Below are 18,345 nucleotides of genomic sequence, written 5' to 3' on the forward strand. Positions count from 1 at the left end.
GCATGGAAACCTGGCTCGTCATCGTCATCGCCGTTGTCTGCCTGGCAGCCGTAGGTGCCGTCGCGGGCTTGATCCTGCTGGCAATTCTTGCTGCGGGCGGCATCTCGGCCGCTCGGTTCAATCTCACCCCCGTAGCCGCCGATCAGCTGCATGAGTATCTGGCTTCCGACGCCTCCTTCGCACTCTCGGTCCAGCGCGACTTCTTCTACCCTCCCGATCGCGTGTTCAAGGCCCTGCTCGACGAGCGGTTCATGAGCTGGGTCCCGTTCTCCAAGGGTGTGGACTACGCCGGTACGGCATTGCGAGAGGTGGGCACCAAGCGCGCATTCGTCAACACCTTCGGGGTGTTGGCCGAACAGATCGTCGTCAATGAACCCAACCGCACACTGGGTGTCACCATCACCGCATGTTCTGTTCCGCTGGTTCTGGATTCGGCTGCGGAGATCTTCGAAGTGGCAGATAACGGCACCGGCGGCACCCGGCTCACCTGGCATGTGGGCGGCACTCCTAAATGGGTGGGCTGGCTCCCGCTGCGCCTGGCCGCACCACTCGTGCGTCCGGTGGCCAAGTGGCAGATCGGCAAGCTCCGCGCGATCATCGGGCGCCGCTGAACTCCAAGTTGTTGCGCGGGACTTTGTGACTGGTTGCCAATGCCCAATTCGGGCAACACGGGCAACATCGGAATATGGGTGACACTGTGAGCGTCGCGGATATCCGCACTGCCATCAAGGAGCTTTCGTTGCGCGCCGATCTCGCCGATCGCGAAGATCGCGCCGACGACGCGCGCGAACTCCGTGATCGCATCCGCGGATACCAAGAGGAACTCGCCAAACGCCCCTAGGCCGTATAGCGGCCGGGGCGTGATGATGACGATCCTTTATATAGCATTGCGTCTATATAGATAGAGTGCAATACTCGACGCATGGACGCTTTCGAAGCGGTGGCGGAGCCAAGCCGCCGGATTCTGCTCGATGCGCTGGCCGGCGGGGAATGGACCGCCGGAGAACTCGTCGCGACACTGCCCGGCCTGACACAGCCCACCGTCTCGCGGCATCTTCGCGTGCTGCGCGAGGCCGGCCTGGTCGATGCCCGGCCGGATGCACAACGCCGGATCTACGCGCTGCGTGCCGATGGCCTGGTCCAGATCGACCAGTGGATCGACCCATACCGGCACTTCTGGAGCGGGCACCTGGACGCACTGGAAGGACACCTGCCCTAGCGGTCTAACGCCCCGCCCACCTGACCTCGATGCCTTCGGCACTCAGCTGCTGACCCGGGCGCGATGTCACCTGAACATCGATTTCCCGCCCGGTCTTCTTATCGATCAATTCCAGCGGCTTGTGCCCATCCTGCAGGTACTCGTCCCCCCACTTGAGCAGGGACAGCAGTACCGGAAGCAGATCCTGGCCCATCCGGGTCAGCACGTACCCGTCCCGCTCCCGTTGACCGGGCTCGCGATAAGGCACCTTCTCGATGACGCCCGCCGCCTCCAACTGCTTGAGTGCACGCGACACCGCCGGGGCAGATACCCCGATGCGCTCGGAAAACTCGTCGAATCGGGTTGAGCCGTAAAAGCATTCGCGGACGATCAGGAATGCGGTCTTGGTGCCCAGCAAGTCCAGGGCCTTCCCGATAGAACACGCATCGGTGTTCCAGCGGGAGCGGTCCTGTAGCAGCCGCTCGAACTCCATGGTCACCGAGCCATTGTAACTAACGCTTGCGTTATTCAGCTAGTCCCGCTAGCATCCTAACTAACGCAATCGTTAGTTAGGAGATAGGGATGGTCGAGAACAAGGTCGTACTGGTCACCGGAGGGCGCCGCGGACTGGGCGCAGCCATCGTCGACGAGGTACTGAGCCGCGGAGCGCGCAAGGTCTACAGCACCGCCCGCCAACCCTTCGAGGACCCGCGCGCGCAGGTGATTCCCCAACAGCTCGAGGTGGCCTCCGAGTCATCGGTGCGAGCGCTGGCCCGTGAGCTCACCGACGTCGAGATCGTGGTCAATAACGCCGGTGTGCTGCATCCCGATTCGCTGCTCACCGGCGACCTTGATCGGATGGACGCGACGTTCCAGACCAACGTCTTCGGCCCGCTGCGGGTCATCCGGGCGTTCGCGCCGATCCTCAAGGCCAACGGCGGCGGAGCGATCGTCAACATCCACTCGGTGCTCTCCTGGCTCGGCGGAGCCGGCGCCTACGGTGCGTCGAAGGCGGCCATCTGGTCGGTGACCAACACCCTGCGCCTGGAGCTGGAACCACAGCACACACACGTGCTGGGCGTACACGCGGGATTCATCGACACCGACATGGTGTCCGCCCTCGACGTTCCGAAGACACCGCCCGGCGTGATCGCGGCACGCATCATCGATGCACTGGAGAAGGGCGATAACGAGGTGTTGACCGACGAGCTCACCGCGCAGGTGAAGTCGCAGCTATCGGGCCCTGTCGAGAATCTCGCCTACCGTCCCGGCCACTGACCTCGCATCCACCAGGAGAAGATCGACATGCCCCTCTGGACCATCTACCACACACCAAACATGTTTTCCGACAAGGAAAAGGCCGATCTGGCCGCACGCATAACGGAGGTCTACGTCGCCGTCGGGCTTCCGCGGTTCTACGTGGTCACGGTGTTCAAGGAGATCCCACCGTCCGACTTCTACGTCGGCGGGGAACCCACCACGAACGCGGTACGGATCGTCGTGGATCACATCGCACGGACGCTGCCCGACAAAGCCGGGCGCGAGCGCATCACCCAGCACCTTGGCCGCGTCCTGGCACCGCATCTGGACCGGGCGGACCTGCACTGGGAGTTTCACATCGACGAGACCAGCGAGGAGCTTTGGATGATCAACGGACTGGTGCCGCCGCCGATGAACTCCGACGCCGAACGTGACTGGGCCCGAACCAACCGGAGCAGTCCCTACCCGGCGCCCGTCTAGCCAATCAGCTTGCGGAACTTACTGCGGTGGAACACGATCGGAGCCACTGCGGAGTGCACGGTCAATCCGTGGATGTTGAGGATGACGATCGCGTGGTCACCGGCAGGCACCTCGGACTGGATAGAGGTCTCGATCCAGGCGGTGGTGCCGCCGATGAACACCGCACCGCTCTCGGTGGTCGAGGTGTCCAGGCCCGCGAACCGATCGCCGGTCTTGGCGGCAAGCGTGCGGGCAGCATCGTCATGCGCCTCACCCAGCACACTGATACCCAGACGTGGGGCCACCCGCAGGTTGGGCCACGTTGTCGAAGAGTTCTGAACGCAGAACGCCACGAGCGGCGGATCCAGGGACACCGGCACAAACGTGCTGGCGGCCAATCCGGTTCGCGTTCCACCGATCTCGGCGGCAATGGCAACCACGCCGGTCGGGAAGTGCCCGAATGCCTCGCGCAGCGTCGCCGCGTCCAAAGTGGTATCGCTCGTCATAACTGGATGTCACCTCTAGTCTTGCTTCATGACGTCACATGTGACCCTACGCGTCGACGGCGAGGTAGCCCGCGTCACCTTGTCCCGGCCCGAGAAGCTCAACGGACTCACCCTCGACATGCTCAACGGGCTGACTGCCGCCGCCCGCCATATTGCCTCAGATACCTCGATCCGTGTGGTGGTGTTGTCCGGTGAGGGGGACGCCTTTTCTACCGGGCTGGATTTCGCGGCCGCAGGCAAGGACCCGGCGCGCGTGGTCGCGAACTTCATTCCGCTCCCCTGGCTGGGTACCAATGGTTTTCAGGAGGCGTGCTGGGCCTGGCGCCGGTTGCGCATCCCGGTGATCGCCGTCATCCACGGCCGTTGCTACGGCGGCGGGCTTCAGTTGGCCCTGGCCGCCGACTTCCGGTTCACCACACCCGATGCGGAGTTCTCGATCCTGGAAGCCAAGTGGGGCCTGATCCCCGATATGTCCGGAAGCGTCACGCTGAGTCAATTGATCGGAATCGACACCGCCAAACGGCTCACCATGACCGGTGAGATGTTCGACGGCTTCTACGCCAAGGAAATCGGACTGGTAACCCAGGTGAGCGCCGACCCCGAGGCCGACGCCGCCGAACTCATCGACCAGATCCTGTCGCGCTCCCCCGATTCGGTGGCAGCCACCAAGACCTTGTTCGACAAGGCATGGTCCATGGTCCCGCGGCGCGCGTTCGGCCTGGAGCGACGCCTGCAACTGCGGCTCATGCGGGGACCCAACTTCGCCATCGCACGCAAAGCCGGCATCGATAAGACCGAACCTCAGTTCAAGGCCCGCAGTATCTAGTCCCCCTTTAAGAGGTTGCCTACTCGGCCCTTAGCCCCGTGATCTTTGCTTCGCTCGTTACGCCGCAGGCACACAGTCACGGAGCTCGGGCGCCATGCCGTACGGGCCCCACATCTGACGCTCCGCATCCTGCCGGGCTTCAGGCTCGTTACTTCCGTGACCGATCACAGAGCCAGCCCACTGCTTCATGCCGAAACCCATACCCGGCATGCTTCCCGGGCCAAACCCAGGTGGGCCGAAATTGTTGTTGGCATAGACCTGACACTGAACGGCAACCGGGCCCTCCCCCGGCACCGCCGAAGCAGCGGGTGCGGCGAACACCGAAACCAGCACCGCCGCCACACCAACCCCTGCGACTACCGAACAAATCGTCCGCATAGCTCCTCCTCCTCGGTATCTGGCAATAGTTTGCCACAACTCGAGTATTTCGAGAACCAAATGTTCGCGGAGAGAAATCAGAAGATCGCTAGCGCAGATGCCCGTGCGCGGCCGCCACATCGGGATGCGCCCGTAGCCGGCTTTTCCAGGCGTTCTCGCCGTAGGTCGCATGGATCGGATCATCCGGGTCTGTCGCCGCACCTCGAGCCCGCGCCCGAAGTTCCGGCGGGAGATCCAGCGTCGGGATACGCGCGTCGAGCCTGGGATTGAAGAAGTAGGCGATCGAAATCCGAGGCGTGCCCGTCAGCGTGACGCGATGGCGCGTCGCACGCAGATACCCGCCGCTCGCCCGCTCGAGTAGCTCACCGATGTTCACGATGAATGCACCCGCACGCCCCGGTGCCTCCACCCAGGTGCCGTCCACCTCGACCTGCAGTCCGCCCACGTCCGGTTCAGCCAGCAGCAAGGTGAGCACACCAGAGTCGCGATGCGCACCCACTCCCTGGTCTGTAGTGCCGCGGGCCGGGTACCGGATGACCTTGATCAGGGTCGCGGGTTCAGAGCCAAAAGCCTCGTCGAACACTCCGTCCGCAGACCCAAGAGCAATGGCCCACTCCCGCAGTAGCTTTCGCCCCACCGCAGCCAGCGCCGCGTCCCAGCTCGCGAGGGCTGCTCTTAGCTCGGGCACCGCCGTCGGCCACTGGTTGGGCCCCTGCAACCACAGGTAATCGAGATCCTTTCCGTGCGCAATCGCCCGACGTTCCGGCCCGACATCGATCTGCTCACGCCAATCGGTGAGCCCGCCGGTCAGCTCTCCGCCCAGCCGGGTAAACCCACGAAAATGGGGGCTGCGCACCATGGCAATGGCATCCTTGTCCTCCGCGGGCAGCGCGAAAAGCCTGCGAGCGGCCGACAACACCTCGTCGACCAGCCGCGGCGAGACACCGTGGCCGGTGAGATAGAAGAACCCCACCTCATGGGTGACCTCGCGCAGCACCGCACGCAACCGATCCGGGTCGCCGGAAAGGTCTACGACGGGTAGCTCAACCATGCCCCCCCATGGACCCCCGTCCGGTCTCGCGGGGGCGACCGTCTTGACCGCCATGAGGAAATATCACAAGTACGATGACCACACGGCCGGGCGAGAGGGACGCACAGGGGAAATGACGTCATCGGAGATGCCGCCGTCGGGTCCAGATAGCCAGCAACCTGGAGACCTACCGCCGGGGACGGCCATATCCGGATACCAGGTCGAGCGCGTCCTCGGTCGCGGCGGCATGGGCACCGTGTACCTGGCCGCCAATCCGAATTTGCAACGTCCTGAGGCTCTGAAGATCCTCAACGCCCAGGCCTCACGCGACCCTGACTTCCGGGCACGATTCATGCGCGAGGCCTCGCTGGCCGCGTCTCTGGATCACCCCAACATCGTCACGGTGCACAACCGAGGCGAAACGCCCGAGGGCGATCTGTGGATTGCCATGCAATACGTCCAGGGCAGCGATGCGCACTCGGAGTCGAGGAACGGGCGCATGTCGCTCACCCGCGCCATTCACATCATCAGCGAGGTAGCCAAGGCGCTCGACTATCTGCATGCCCGCGGTCTGGTACACCGCGATGTGAAGCCGGCCAACATCCTGCTGTCCGAAGGCGATCGACGAATCATGTTAGGCGACTTCGGTGTCACTCGCGCGCTCGACGACAGCAACTCGGTTACCTCCGCGGGGAACGTGACCGCCACGATCGGGTACGCGGCACCGGAGGTGCTGTCCGGCGCCGTGGTCGACGGCCGCGCCGATGTGTATGCCTTGGGCTGCACGCTCTTTCGGATGCTCACGGGTCAACCACCATTTGGCTCCGGGGGCTCGCTACCCGCGGTTATCAATGCACACCTTTCGGCGCCGCCGCCCCGCATCTCCCAGTTCGCCTCTGTGCCCGAGTCAATGGACGCATTGATCGCCAAGGCAATGGCCAAGAATCCCGCCGATCGGTATCAAAGTGCCGGGGAGTTTGCCCAGGCCGCGCAACAGATTCTGGCCGACCCGCATCAGCACCGGCAGACTGTGACCCAACCCGTATCCACCGTGAGGCCGCAGCCCACACCCCATCTCGTACAGAACCTCGCCACACCGACAGACTCCGCGCGAACATTGGTCAAGCACAGGCGCATCGTGGCGATTGTCGGCGCCATCGCCCTGCTGGCCGCATCGACGGTGGTCGCCGTCGTGATCTGGCCCCGCCATGGTGTGGGTAAACCCGCTCCCTCGTCTGGCGCGACCGCCTCGGCGGTGAAGCCGGGTGAATCGCTTGCCGGACAGCCCAACACCGTCCTAGAAACCTTGCTGCCCGGCCAGTTCGACTATCCAGACGGATGGGAGAAAAACCCCTCGCCCACATTCAGGTCGGGCGAGTTCAACCCGGCCGTGGCGCCCGGTGCGGCCACCATCATTGGTGGGACCCCAGTGGGCTGCAACACCATTGATCCCGTGTGGGCGCTGCGCGCCCAGGGCCGTGAGGCACCGACGTTGTACCTGCGTGATCGCAAGAAGCCCGAGAGGGAGATCCTGATCCGGGTTGTCCCGGCATCCGATGCCCTCTCCCCGGACGGTGCCTCCGACGCATTGAAGAGGTGCGACGCGGTCGCGTACACGATCCCCGGCGCGAGTACCACGTGGCGATGCTCGTTCGAGTTCGATGAGCCTGCTCCGGTCCAGAATGGCCAAAAAGAGCTCACCGCAACGGAATCGTGCTTCATGTTTCCATCCGGAGCGAACAGCATTCGGCAGCACGTGTCATTCAATGTGGTTCGCGGCCTGCTCGTGTACATCCTGGCCAGCGGTGCGTCCAACCGAAACGACGCGGCAGGCTCTCTCAGCGCAACCGCCCTGAACTTCGCGACCGCCATGAAGATCCTGCGTTACGGCCGCTAGTTCTTGGGAGACCAGGGGGTGAGCCAATCCGTGGGCTCCCAGCCCTCGGCGGCCGCCAGCAGCTCGTACATCGTTGCGCCATCGACGGACTCACGGATGATGTCGGCGTGGCCGGCATGCCGGGCCAACTCCTCGATGAGGTGCAGGGCCACCCATCGCACACTCCATGCGTCGACGTCCTTGGGAAACCACGGCGCCGACGGAACGGGCACCGGAGTCTCCAGCCCCTTGTCCTTGATCGCGGCAAGTGTTGCTTCGCACTGCGCGGAGTACGCCGCCAGCACCCCGGCGAGCGTCTCGTCCGCACGCAAGATGAATTCGTCATCGGCTCGGTGGCGGTCAGGCCCCGGATCGGGCGCGGCGACAATCTTGTCTGTCCAGCCCGCCTGCATATTGGTGACGTGCTTGATGAGCCCACCGACCGACAAGGTGCCCGCCGTCGGGGTGAGACGAGCCTGATCGTCGGTCAGGCCGAAGGCCACGATCCGAAAAGCATCTTGCTGCGCGGCGATGTACTCGATCAGGCCGTCCAACTCGGTGGAAACGGGCGGAGGCATGGCAGGCATACGGGGGTTCCTCTCGGGGCTGTGAGCTGGCACGCATAAGCCAACACCACCGGTCTGACATCACTCCCCGAAACCGCGAAAATGCCTTCTGACCTGCGATATCGAATTGTGACAACAACCACAAGTCCAGGACTTTTGTCATACGCTACTCAGCGGTATAGTTCAGTTGTTACCGGTGGGTAACTTAATCGGAAGTAAGAACCCAACCGAATATCAGCACAGCCCCACGAGACCACGGTCAGACCCAAGAGAAAGCAATGACGCACATGGGCCACTACAAGTCGAACGTCCGCGACCTGGAGTTCAACCTCTTCGAGCTCTTCAACATCCAGCAGGTTTTCGGTGGTGAGGAATTCCCCGAGCTGGACGAAGAGACCGCTCGCACGTTCCTTTCCGAAATGCGCACCCTCGCCGAGGGGCCACTGGCCGATTCCTTCGCTGAAGGCGACCGCAACCCGCCGGTCTTCGATCCGGAGACCCACTCGGTGGCCATCCCCGAGGCTTTCAAGAAGTCCGTCAAGGCAGTCACCGACGCCGGGTGGGATCGTCTCGGCCTGATCGAAGAACTCGGCGGCAGCCCGGTTCCGCGCTCGCTGATGTGGGCCATTCAGGAGATGATCCTCGGCGCCAACCCCGCAGTCTGGATGTACAGCGGCGGTGCCGGTTTCGCGCAGATCTTCTACAACGTCGCCACCGATGAGCAGAAGAAGTGGGCCGAATTCGTCGCCGAGCGCGGCTGGGGCGCCACCATGGTGCTCACCGAGCCCGACGCCGGTTCGGACGTGGGCGCCGGTCGCACCAAGGCCGTCAAGCAGGAGGACGGTTCCTGGCACATCGACGGTGTGAAGCGCTTCATCACCTCGGCTGACTCCGATGACATGTTCGAGAACATCATGCATCTGGTGCTGGCCCGCCCCGAGGGCGCCGGCCCCGGCACCAAGGGTCTGTCGCTGTTCTTCGTGCCCAAGTTCATCCCCAACTTCGAGACCGGCGAGCCGGGCGAGCGCAACGGCGTCTTCGTCACCAACGTCGAGCACAAGATGGGCCTGAAGGTTTCGGCCACCTGTGAGCTGAGCCTGGGCCAGCACGGCGTTCCTGCCAAGGGCTGGCTGGTCGGCGAGGTGCACAACGGCATCGCCCAGATGTTCGACGTCATCGAGCAGGCCCGCATGATGGTGGGCACCAAGGCCATCGCGACTCTGTCGACCGGTTACCTGAACGCGCTCGAGTACGCCAAGACCCGCGTGCAGGGTGCGGACATGACGCAGCTGACCGACAAGACCGCTCCCCGCGTCACCATCACGCACCACCCGGATGTGCGTCGCTCGCTGATGACTCAGAAGGCTTACGCCGAGGGCCTGCGCGCGCTGTACCTCTACGCCACTACCTTCCAGGACGCCGTGACCGCCAAGGCCATCAACGGCGTGGAGGCCGAGGAAGCGGTACGGCTCAACGACCTGCTGCTGCCGATCATCAAGGGTGTGGGCTCCGAGCGTGCCTACGAGAAGCTCACCGAAAGCCTGCAGACCTTCGGTGGATCCGGCTTCCTGCAGGACTACCCGATCGAGCAGTACATCCGTGACGCCAAGATCGACTCGCTCTACGAGGGCACCACGGCGATCCAGGCCCAGGACTTCTTCTTCCGCAAGATCGTCAAGGACCAGGGCAAGTCGCTGGCCTTCGTCTCCGGTCAGATCGAAGAGTTCGTCAAGAGCGAGACCGGCAACGGCCGCCTGAAGGCCGAGCGTGCGCTGCTTGCAACGGCTTTGGAAGACGTGCAGGGCATGGCAGCGACCATGACCGCCAACCTGATGGCAGCCCAGCAGGAGATCACCCAGGTCTACAAGGTCGGAACGGCCTCCGTGCGCTTCCTGATGAGCGTCGGCGACCTGCTGATCGGCTGGCTGCTGCAGCGTCAGGCCGCCGTGGCGATCGAGGCTCTGGACGCGGGCGCCACCGGCGCCGAGAAGTCCTTCTACGAGGGCAAGATCGCGGTTGCCTCGTTCTTCGCCAAGAACATGCTGCCGCAGCTGACCTCGACCCGGGCCATCCTGGAGAACGTCGACAACGACATCATGGAGCTCGACGAAGCCGCCTTCTGATCCCACTCAGCCGAAGCCCCCGTTTCCCCTTGGAGACGGGGGCTTCGCGCATCTCGAGATGCCGAGAGTTACGGCCTGAGCTCTCACTGATTGGCCAATACAGATTCTTTGGCCCATCCATCTGAACCACGCACAGCTACGAATCGTTAGTAGAGGTGTGCCTGCAACGGCGCCGAGCATTCATGGCTACAGGCCAGGATTGGACGGAGATGGTTCAGAGCGAAAGCGCGACGGAGTATGCCGAAACCGGCGACATCGCAAAAGACGTTGGGCAGCGGATAGCCATGGTCCGCCATTTCGCATCCACCGGACAGCTTCCTTTCTTTCAGCAGATTGACCCCGGCGTTCCACCGAGGGTCGACGTTCGGGGCCACGAGTGCGTGCTACTGGGCTCGAACTCCTACATTGGCCTCTCGAGCCACCCCAGCGTGATCGCCGCAGCTGTCACTGCGACACAGAACTTCGGCACCGGAACCACCGGCAGCCGATTACTCAACGGCACCTATCCCGTGCATGTCGCTCTCGAACAACAGCTCGCGATGTGGCTCGGCCACGAGGACGCGGTGGTGTTCACCACCGGCTATCAAACCAATGTCGGTGCGATTCAAGGACTTCTCGGCCCCGATTGTCTCGCCGTTGTGGATTCCTACGCACACGCTTCGATCCGTGATGGGGTGCGGCTCAGCCAGGCGGTAGAGGCCAAATTCGCCCACAACGACGTCGCATCCCTGGCTGCCGCCCTGCACAGTCACGCCGAGACACCATTCCGGCGCAAACTGGTGCTTGTTGACTCGCTGTACTCCATGGAGGGCTCCACCGCCCCGCTGGAACAGATCGTTGCGGTCTGCAAGGCGGCCGGTGCTTTGCTCATGGTGGACGAGGCGCACGGGATCGGCGTGTTCGGCCCCACAGGTGCGGGCCTGGCGGAACGCAACGGCGTCGCACAAGACGTCGACATCCTGATGGGTTCGTTATCGAAGGCCATTGGCGGGCTTGGCGGATTTATCGCAAGCTCGCAGGACATTGTCGACGAGATCCGGCTCAGCGCACGATCCTTCTGGTTCAGCACCTCCGGCACGCCGGCGTCCATGGCAGCCGCGACCGCGGCGATCGAGGTCATCCGCGGGGAAGAGGGGAGGGAACGTCGTGGAAGGCTCGAGCGCAACGCCCGGCTCATGCGTCGGTCGCTCGAACCCCTCAATGTCGTCTTGCACCGCCCAGACGAACTCAGCCCCGACTGGTCGCCTATCATTCCCATCCGATTGTTCGACGAGCTGCGGACCGCCCTGAGTTGGAACAAGCTGAGAGACGCGGGAGTATTCGTCACCCCGGCCATCTATCCTGCAGTGCCACTTGGTAAACCGATTCTGCGCGTGTGTATGACCTCGGAGCTGAGCGAAGAAGAAGTCATCTGGTGTGCAGAGGTGCTTACCAAAGAGCTCTCGTGGGCTTTGGCTGCTGCATGAGCGCAGACTTCCGCCTCGCCATCACAGGCGCAACGGGAGATTTCGGCAGGGCCATCCTCACCTGGGCACTGCGCAACGAAGACATCGCTGAGGTGACGGCCTTGGGCCGACGACAGACGGGCCTGAAACACCCAAAGCTGCGCGAGATGCATCTGGATCTGAGCGGCCAGATTGTCCTCGATCCGATCGCCGGCTACGACGCACTCGTCCACCTCGCATATTGCGTCGAAGAGCCTCGGGACAAGCGCACGGCCTATCAGGTGAATGTGACGGGCACCCGGACACTGCTCGCCCAAGCGAATCGAGTAGGCATCGGCCAACTCATCCTGACCTCAAGCGCCAATGCGCTGGGCGTCACGGCCTGCGGCACCGGCACACAGCTCCCAGAGCAGAGCTATCCATCCGGAGACAGCGACCCCCAGCATTACTACTTTTTTCATAAAGCACTCATGGAGCACCTGGCGAACTGGCACTGGGCGAACGCCAGCGACGGAGACACAAGGCTAGCCGTCGTCCGGCCCTCTTACGTAGTAGGCGAGCACTTCGCCAACTCGGGCCTCAAGACACTCCTCGCTAACCTGGTGCTCTACCCAGAGCCGGCACGCTCCTTCTACCAATTCCTTTGGGATACAGATCTAGTGGACGCCTACGCCACCATCCTCAAACACGGATTGACGGGCATATACAACGTCGCCCCAGCGGACTGCACGAGTGTCACAGAGATCTGTTCCATGAGCAGGGCGCGGCTGATCTCTGGCCCATTGCCTCTCTTGAAGATTGGCGCAGACCTGATGTTCCGGTTGCGTCTTGCTCCGTTCTCCGGTCACTGGGTGACGCTGGGCGACCCGTTACTCGACTCCTGCCTATTGCAATCGACCACGGACTGGCGACCTACCATGACCTCCGCCGAGGCACTGAACCGGTATATCTCTGTATCTCGTTCGCCTACAAAGTAATTCACACCCAATCAACCAAGAGGATGTCAGCATGGACCGCACTGCACTCGAATCGCGACTGTCTCATGTCACTGCCGTCCGCAGGCATCTCCCGGAACTGGCGGACAAGCTGGAGTCGCTTGGTCTCATGACCGCCGAAGAGCCAGGAACGAACGTCGTCGAGATCTGGAAGACACACGACGGACCTCGGTTGACCGCCCCCAAGGACCTCGGCGGCCTCGGTGCGACCTGTGTGGAAACACTTGAGCTGCAACGAGGTATCGGTTACCTCAGCCCGTCGCTCGCCGCCGCGACCACCATGCACTATCTCTCCGTCGCCGGCCTGGCCGACTTCGCCACGACAACCGATGAGGCGACCGTGGGTCTAATCAAGTCGCTAATCGAGAACCGGACCGTGTTCGCCTCCGGTTTCTCGGAAGGCACTATCGCGGGCAGCGTGTTCCGTCCGACAATGGAAGCCGCACCGGCCGACGGCGGCTACGCCGTCACCGGACAGAAGAAGCCGTGCAGCCTAGCCGACAGCATGGATTGCATCATGGCAAGCGTGCTTCTTAATGACACCGGGCAGCGGGCGATCACGCTCATTTGGAACGGCAGCCCTGGGCTCAGCGTCGCACCACTGTGGACGAGCTCGCCGCTATCGGCAGCACAAACTCACGCGGTGATCTTCGAGGACGTCTTCGTCCCCGACGAACTGATGATGGTCAGCGATGTGGAAGATCCGGACGGCCGCAACGAGAAGTCGGGCTACGTCCTGTTCGGTCTCATCATCACCGCGGGCTATATCGGGGCCGCGACGCGCCTTGCGCTCAAACTCGCCGACCGCAGCGACTTCACCGAGGCCGATTTCGTCGAGCTGTTCTCGCCGATCGAAGGAGTCTGGCGCGCACTGCGCATGGTTGGTGAACGCTACGACGCCGGAGACCGAAGCGACGCGTTGTTCGCTGACCTGTTGTGGATCCGCCTGGGTCTGCGCGACCACCTTCAGCCGAGTGTGGCCCGCATCGTCTCGAGGATGGGCGGCGTCGCCTTCGCCACCGATCCCGAGATCGCCTACCTCGCCTCGTGTATCTCGGCCTACTCGTTCCACCCGCCGACAATGCGCGAGTCTGGTGCGTTCCTACTTGACCACGAACTGCGCGGCGAGATCAGCCTCACCGCCGAATAGAGCCGCTTCTCGACTAGATCCGTCTCACCTCTAGCCGCGTCTCAACCCTCTCTAAGGCCCACCTTGGCATGGAGTCTCACCAGCGACGCAGGAGCCCACCAATTCCATCTGCCTGCCAACTTCATAACCGCCGGCACTAACACCATGCGGACGAGCGTCGCGTCTACGACAACCGCCACTGCCAAGCCCACTCCAATCATTCGCATGAAGGACACTTGACCGCTACTCAGCCCCACGAAGACAATCACCATCAGGGTGGCGGCCGCGGTGATCACTCGTCCAGCGCCCGCTATGCCCAGGGCTACTGCCTCGGCGTTGTCCTCAGTGCGCTGCGGCGACGCGAGCCAGTGTTCGCGGATACGAGACAACAGGAACACCTCGTAGTCCATGGACAAACCGAATGCTGTCGCGAACAAGAACACCAACACATCCGCTACCAGCGTGCCGGTCGCCGTGGTTCCGAGTCCCCCAAGATGCCCTTCCTGGAACACCCACACCAACGCACCGAGCGTGGCCGACAACGACAACGTATTGAGCACCAGAGCCTTCAGCGGAAGCAGCAGACTGCCTGTGAGCAGGAAGATCAGTAGGAAAGTCGTTGCCGCAACGAGGATCAGCACCACCGGCAAGAGACGGACAATCTCGTCCACCGAATCCTGGTTCAGCTGTTGAGGACCCGTGAACAGGGCCTCGGCACCACGCGGTACGGGAACCGTCCTCAGCCGGTCGAGTTCCTGTCGGGACTTCGAGTCGGACGACGGATCTTCGATCACCACCGAAAGCCATACGCTGCCGTCCTTGAACCCGGTCGGGGACTGCGGCGGACCGGCAGCATGCCCCTGGACGTATGAGCCACCGGGAGCCGAGACCGCAACGACACCAGATACTTTCGATAGCTCGGCGGCATAACCGGCGATCTCGTCAGCGGCAAGGGTCCGCGCGTCCGGGATCACAACCGACGTGGCCATCGCGTCGTTGCGAGGGAACTCTGTGCGCAGTAGATCACCAACCTGTCGCGACTGAGCACTCGTCGGAAGCACCCGATCGTCGGGCAGCCCGAAACGCGCGCGAACGAACGGCGCCCCGAGAACAAGCAACACCACCACGACCACCAGAGCGCACGGAATCGCATGACGCATCGCGAAAGAGGCAGTCGAATACAGGAGACTTTGCTTGACTTCCTTAGTTTCTACCTTGTGCCGCACGAGTTTACGTATATTCAGCGATTCAATTCGGTCACCGAGGAGCTTGATCAACGTCGGTGCCACGACAACGGCGTAGAGGCCGGCAAGGGCAACCACACCGCAGCCCGCATACGCCATCGAGCGCAGGAAGTACATCGGGAAGACCGCCAACGCGCCCACCGCGAGGAAAACCGTGCAGGCCGAGAACAGGATCGTGCGCCCGGCCGTGACCACCGCGTTGCGTAAGGCTTCATCGCGATCCCCGAGCCGGATGTGTTCCTCCCGATACCGGCTCACGAGCAGCAACGTGTAGTCGATCGCGAGGGCCAAACCCATGGCCGTGGTGAGTTCGAGCGCAAAGACGGATACATCAGCGAAAATCGTTATACCCCTGAGCAATCCAAAGGTGCTTAGGATTGCCATGACACCCACAACGAGCGGTAGCAGCGCGGCGAACAAACCACCGAACACCCAGATGAGTGCGAGGAACGACAATGGCAAGGCAATGGCCTCGGCCGTGACCAGGTCCTTCTCTGACTGTTCGTTGATCTCCGAGGCCACCATCGCCGTGCCGCCGGCCAACACCGTAAGACCGTCGCGCTCACCGACAACCTCGTGGGCCACCGCATCTGCATACTTTGGCGCGCTGTTCTCCCCGCCAAGGACCTGCGCGACTACCAGCGCCGTCTTTCGGTCCCTACTGATCAAGCTCTCGGCCTGCGGCGAGGTGTCCCAGGGAGATGAGACCGCGGCGATATGCGGGGAATCTCGCACGGTGCGCACCAGGTTCGCACCCGCCGCTGCGACCGCCGGGTCCCGGACATCACCGGGGACACGGACCACGAGCATCAGATCCATATCGCCTTGACCGAACTTTTCGGTGAGAAGCCTCATTCCGCGCGCAGAGGAAGAATGCGGGTCTTGGAAGCCGGCGGTACCCAGATGTTCGGCAACGTTGGCGCCGAACCCCGCGGCGAGCACGGTCAACAAGACAACGCCGAGTAGCACCCGCTTGGGCGCTCTGATGATCACGCGGGATAGCGCGGTAAGCACACGCAAGATCGTATCCGTCGGCGCCGCGCGGATTAGCTCCTCAGAAAATCAGGTCCTCGCATTGCCGTCGGCTCAGGAAGCGCCGGAAGCAGGGCTTCCCGCATTCCGGGGTACCGCCGTGATCAGACCCCGCCTAAGGTTGCCGTATGCCTCGTTACTACCGCGACCAGCACGCGTGGAAAGACCTCCAGATGCTCCTTCCCGAGCGGCTGCGCCTGGACGAGTCGACGGCACCGCACGAGGAGTTCTGGGACTGGCGTGGCAACCAGGTGCACCTGGACCGGTACCCCAATCCCGCGGCACCGGTGAAGGTGGTGCTGCTGCACGGCGTCGGCACCAACGGCCGTCAGATGTCGCTGATCCTCGGTGCGCCGTTAGCGGGCAGGGGCTTCGAGACCATCGCGATCGACAATCTCGGCTACGGGCTCACTGATGTGGCACCGGGTTCGGTACCGGGATACGGCGACTGGGTGGACCTGGTTGTCGACTATCTGGAGTACGAACGCCGCCGCGACGTGCGACCCATCGTGCTGTACGGGCTGAGCGCCGGCGGGATGCTCGCCTACCACGTCGCGGCCAAGGCGCCGCGTGACACGGTGCGCGGAGTCATCGGCATGACGTTCCTGGACCAGCGAGTTCGTGAGGTGGCCGACGGCACCGCCCACGACCTGCTCACCGCACGCGTCGGGGTACCTTTTCTGCGGCTCGCCGCCAAGACACCGGCCCGGCGGGTGCGCTACCCCATGTGGCTGGCCGCGAAGATGAGCACACTGGCGAACAGCCGAGCAGCGATGAAGATCTTCATGAAGGACCGCACGTCCGCCGCCAACTGGGTCAGCGTGAAGTTCCTGGCCGAGTACATGAGCTACGCACCCGCCGTCGAACCCGCCGATTTCGATGTCTGTCCCATCCTCCTCACCCAGCCCGACGAAGACCGATGGACCCCTTACGAATTCAGTCGGCCGGTACTGGACCCCATCACCAAGGTTCCGGTGACCGTGGTGCCGCTAGAACAGGCCGGGCACTATCCGCTGGAGGATCCTGGACTGAAGCAACTGGAGGATGCGGCGGTCGGATTCATCCGCGCCGTCGCAGGCTGACCACTTCAGTCGATCTTCGGGCAAACTTGACGCATGACCGAAGCCCGACGTGCCGTGCTGGTTCTCTCGCTGGTCGCAACCAGTCTGTTGACCTTCCTGCTCGGGGTCACCGATCCGGCGGCTCCCCTGTTCTACCCCACCCGGTTCCTCATCTGGAATCTGTTCCTGGCGTGGCTGCCCGTCTTCGCGGCACTGGCATTCTCTGCCGTCCGGCGCAAGATCTGGCTGATACCGATTGGCTTGGTGTGGCTCGCATTCTTGCCCAACGCACCGTATCTGGTCACCGATCTGGTGCACCTCATCGACGGCATCGCATTCTGGCGTCATGTGCTGCAGTACGGCGTCGCGGCCTGGACCGGGATCATCCTCGGCGTGGTCTCACTGCGTTTGGTGCACCGGCGAATTCAGCGTGATTTCGGCATTGTCACCGGGTGGATAGTCGTCGTCGTCTCGGTCGGGCTGTGCGCGATAGGAGTCGTGATCGGCCGCTTCCAGCGCTGGAACTCCTGGGACCTGATTCACCGTCCCGGCGCGGTCGCCGCGAGCACCTTGGAATGGGTCAGCTCTCCGTTCGCGTTTGTGGCCCACACCGGTGTGGCCGTGGCGGTCGCCGCGTTCTTCGGGCTGGCCTACCTGACCGTGTGGTCGCTATCGGCTCCCGACGAGAATTCCGAAAAGGTCCGGTTGCCAACAAATGCTGCAAAGGTGCCCGTCTGACAGCCCTTCGGCCCCGTCTCACACATCACCGCGCCAATGCCCCGACGCGTTCGGCCAGCTCGGCCACGGAAAGGCGCCCATCCAATTCCACGGTGGCGCTCTGGCGCAGCAGCGGCTCCACCTCGTCGGTGTACCGGGCGATCTCGGCACGCTCGATTTCGGTTCGACCGTAGGGGTTGTCGGTACGAGAGCTCACCCGTGCGATGGCAACCTCCAACGGCACGCTGAGCAGCACCACGTGGCCGAAGCTGTCGTAGAAGTCCACCTGGTTGTCCACGGTTCCGGACACAACGACATCCGGATACCGGCTCAGCAGCGCCGCCATCCTGACAGCGTCCCAGCCGCCGTCAGACAGTGTCCAGCCGTCGTAGTCGGTGTCGACGGTCCGAAATCCGCGACGCGCCAGCTCCGCGAGCAGCGTGCTCTTCCCTGTTCCCGACATGCCCGTCACCAACACCCGCGCCACATCTGAACCATAT

Annotated in this window: 20 protein-coding genes; 13 read left to right on the forward strand and 7 right to left on the reverse strand. The window is 63.2% G+C overall.

The window, feature by feature from the left end:
• Positions 1-2: 2 nt before the first annotated feature.
• The 3 genes from HBA99_RS22425 to HBA99_RS22435 all read left to right on the forward strand — a co-directional run bounded on the left by HBA99_RS22425 (position 3) and on the right by HBA99_RS22435 (position 1,219).
• Positions 3-611, forward strand: a complete 609-nt coding sequence (locus HBA99_RS22425) for an SRPBCC family protein (protein WP_070915790.1) — start codon at positions 3-5, stop codon at positions 609-611.
• A 74-nt stretch (positions 612-685) separates the two neighbouring features.
• Positions 686-841 carry a hypothetical protein gene (locus tag HBA99_RS22430; protein WP_044105389.1) on the forward strand — a complete coding sequence of 52 codons (156 nt, stop codon included), beginning with the start codon at positions 686-688 and terminating at the stop codon, positions 839-841.
• An 81-nt stretch (positions 842-922) separates the two neighbouring features.
• Complete coding sequence (locus tag HBA99_RS22435; protein ID WP_070951934.1) at positions 923-1,219, forward strand: ArsR/SmtB family transcription factor; 297 nt, start codon at positions 923-925, stop codon at positions 1,217-1,219.
• Between the two features lie 4 nt (positions 1,220-1,223).
• Here HBA99_RS22435 and HBA99_RS22440 read toward each other — a convergent pair whose 3' ends face one another.
• Positions 1,224-1,691 (reverse strand): winged helix-turn-helix transcriptional regulator, encoded by a 468-nt coding sequence (locus HBA99_RS22440; protein WP_057968455.1) that lies wholly within the window; start codon positions 1,689-1,691, stop codon positions 1,224-1,226.
• Positions 1,692-1,780: 89 nt separating this feature from the next.
• On the opposite strand from HBA99_RS22440, the gene HBA99_RS22445 reads away from it, so the two are divergent.
• Both HBA99_RS22445 and HBA99_RS22450 read left to right on the forward strand, forming a co-directional pair.
• A complete protein-coding gene (locus tag HBA99_RS22445; RefSeq protein WP_070951933.1) occupies positions 1,781-2,476 on the forward strand; it encodes an SDR family oxidoreductase in 696 nt (231 codons plus the stop codon).
• A gap of 27 nt (positions 2,477-2,503) precedes the next feature.
• The gene (locus HBA99_RS22450) at positions 2,504-2,938 is read left to right on the forward strand and encodes a tautomerase family protein (protein ID WP_070951932.1); all 435 of its coding nucleotides are present in this window, start codon (positions 2,504-2,506) and stop codon (positions 2,936-2,938) included.
• Here HBA99_RS22450 and HBA99_RS22455 read toward each other — a convergent pair.
• Complete coding sequence (locus tag HBA99_RS22455; RefSeq protein ID WP_030097287.1) at positions 2,935-3,423, reverse strand: flavin reductase family protein; 489 nt, start codon at positions 3,421-3,423, stop codon at positions 2,935-2,937. The genes HBA99_RS22450 and HBA99_RS22455 overlap by 4 nt on opposite strands.
• Before the next feature lie 28 nt (positions 3,424-3,451).
• Here HBA99_RS22455 and HBA99_RS22460 point away from each other — a divergent pair, with 28 nt between their 5' ends.
• Entirely contained in the window at positions 3,452-4,249 is a 798-nt protein-coding gene (locus HBA99_RS22460) for a crotonase/enoyl-CoA hydratase family protein (protein ID WP_030097288.1), read from the forward strand.
• Positions 4,250-4,306: 57 nt separating this feature from the next.
• Here the strand turns inward: HBA99_RS22460 and HBA99_RS22465 are convergent, their stop codons facing one another.
• Together HBA99_RS22465 and HBA99_RS22470 are read right to left on the reverse strand one after the other, a co-directional pair.
• Positions 4,307-4,627 (reverse strand): hypothetical protein, encoded by a 321-nt coding sequence (locus HBA99_RS22465; protein ID WP_057965465.1) that lies wholly within the window; start codon positions 4,625-4,627, stop codon positions 4,307-4,309.
• Between the two features lie 88 nt (positions 4,628-4,715).
• Positions 4,716-5,678 (reverse strand): isopenicillin N synthase family dioxygenase, encoded by a 963-nt coding sequence (locus HBA99_RS22470; protein ID WP_070952414.1) that lies wholly within the window; start codon positions 5,676-5,678, stop codon positions 4,716-4,718.
• 112 nt (positions 5,679-5,790) lie between these two features.
• Between HBA99_RS22470 and HBA99_RS22475 the strand changes: the two genes are divergently transcribed.
• Positions 5,791-7,554, forward strand: coding sequence for a serine/threonine-protein kinase (locus HBA99_RS22475; protein WP_070951931.1), 1,764 nt, complete (start codon positions 5,791-5,793; stop codon positions 7,552-7,554).
• Here the strand turns inward: HBA99_RS22475 and HBA99_RS22480 are convergent.
• Positions 7,551-8,120, reverse strand: coding sequence for a DinB family protein (locus HBA99_RS22480; protein ID WP_057968436.1), 570 nt, complete (start codon positions 8,118-8,120; stop codon positions 7,551-7,553). The two genes, HBA99_RS22475 and HBA99_RS22480, sit on opposite strands and share 4 nt — an antisense overlap.
• Before the next feature lie 266 nt (positions 8,121-8,386).
• Between HBA99_RS22480 and HBA99_RS22485 the strand changes: the two genes are divergently transcribed.
• From HBA99_RS22485 to HBA99_RS22500, 4 genes are all read left to right on the forward strand, one after another.
• Complete coding sequence (locus HBA99_RS22485) at positions 8,387-10,222, forward strand: acyl-CoA dehydrogenase (RefSeq protein WP_070951930.1); 1,836 nt, start codon at positions 8,387-8,389, stop codon at positions 10,220-10,222.
• Between the two features lie 182 nt (positions 10,223-10,404).
• Positions 10,405-11,688, forward strand: coding sequence for an aminotransferase class I/II-fold pyridoxal phosphate-dependent enzyme (locus tag HBA99_RS22490; RefSeq protein WP_235732345.1), 1,284 nt, complete (start codon positions 10,405-10,407; stop codon positions 11,686-11,688).
• The gene (locus tag HBA99_RS22495) at positions 11,667-12,644 is read left to right on the forward strand and encodes an NAD-dependent epimerase/dehydratase family protein (protein WP_235732346.1); all 978 of its coding nucleotides are present in this window, start codon (positions 11,667-11,669) and stop codon (positions 12,642-12,644) included. The genes HBA99_RS22490 and HBA99_RS22495 overlap by 22 nt, the downstream gene beginning before the upstream one ends.
• A gap of 31 nt (positions 12,645-12,675) precedes the next feature.
• On the forward strand, positions 12,676-13,812 hold the full coding sequence (locus tag HBA99_RS22500; protein WP_070951927.1) for an acyl-CoA dehydrogenase family protein: 1,137 nt from the start codon (positions 12,676-12,678) through the stop codon (positions 13,810-13,812).
• Between the two features lie 41 nt (positions 13,813-13,853).
• On the opposite strand, the gene HBA99_RS22505 is transcribed toward HBA99_RS22500, so the two are convergent.
• On the reverse strand, positions 13,854-16,049 hold the full coding sequence (locus tag HBA99_RS22505; protein WP_070951926.1) for an MMPL family transporter: 2,196 nt from the start codon (positions 16,047-16,049) through the stop codon (positions 13,854-13,856).
• 146 nt (positions 16,050-16,195) lie between these two features.
• Between HBA99_RS22505 and HBA99_RS22510 the strand changes: the two genes are divergently transcribed.
• Positions 16,196-17,149 (forward strand): alpha/beta hydrolase, encoded by a 954-nt coding sequence (locus tag HBA99_RS22510; RefSeq protein WP_070951925.1) that lies wholly within the window; start codon positions 16,196-16,198, stop codon positions 17,147-17,149.
• 33 nt (positions 17,150-17,182) lie between these two features.
• A complete protein-coding gene (locus tag HBA99_RS22515) occupies positions 17,183-17,866 on the forward strand; it encodes a DUF1361 domain-containing protein (protein ID WP_070951924.1) in 684 nt (227 codons plus the stop codon).
• A 25-nt stretch (positions 17,867-17,891) separates the two neighbouring features.
• Here HBA99_RS22515 and HBA99_RS22520 read toward each other — a convergent pair whose 3' ends face one another.
• Complete coding sequence (locus tag HBA99_RS22520; protein WP_030097296.1) at positions 17,892-18,332, reverse strand: AAA family ATPase; 441 nt, start codon at positions 18,330-18,332, stop codon at positions 17,892-17,894.
• Positions 18,333-18,345 lie beyond the last annotated feature (13 nt).

Source organism: Mycobacteroides chelonae (assembly GCF_016767715.1).
GTDB lineage: Bacteria > Actinomycetota > Actinomycetes > Mycobacteriales > Mycobacteriaceae > Mycobacterium > Mycobacterium gwanakae.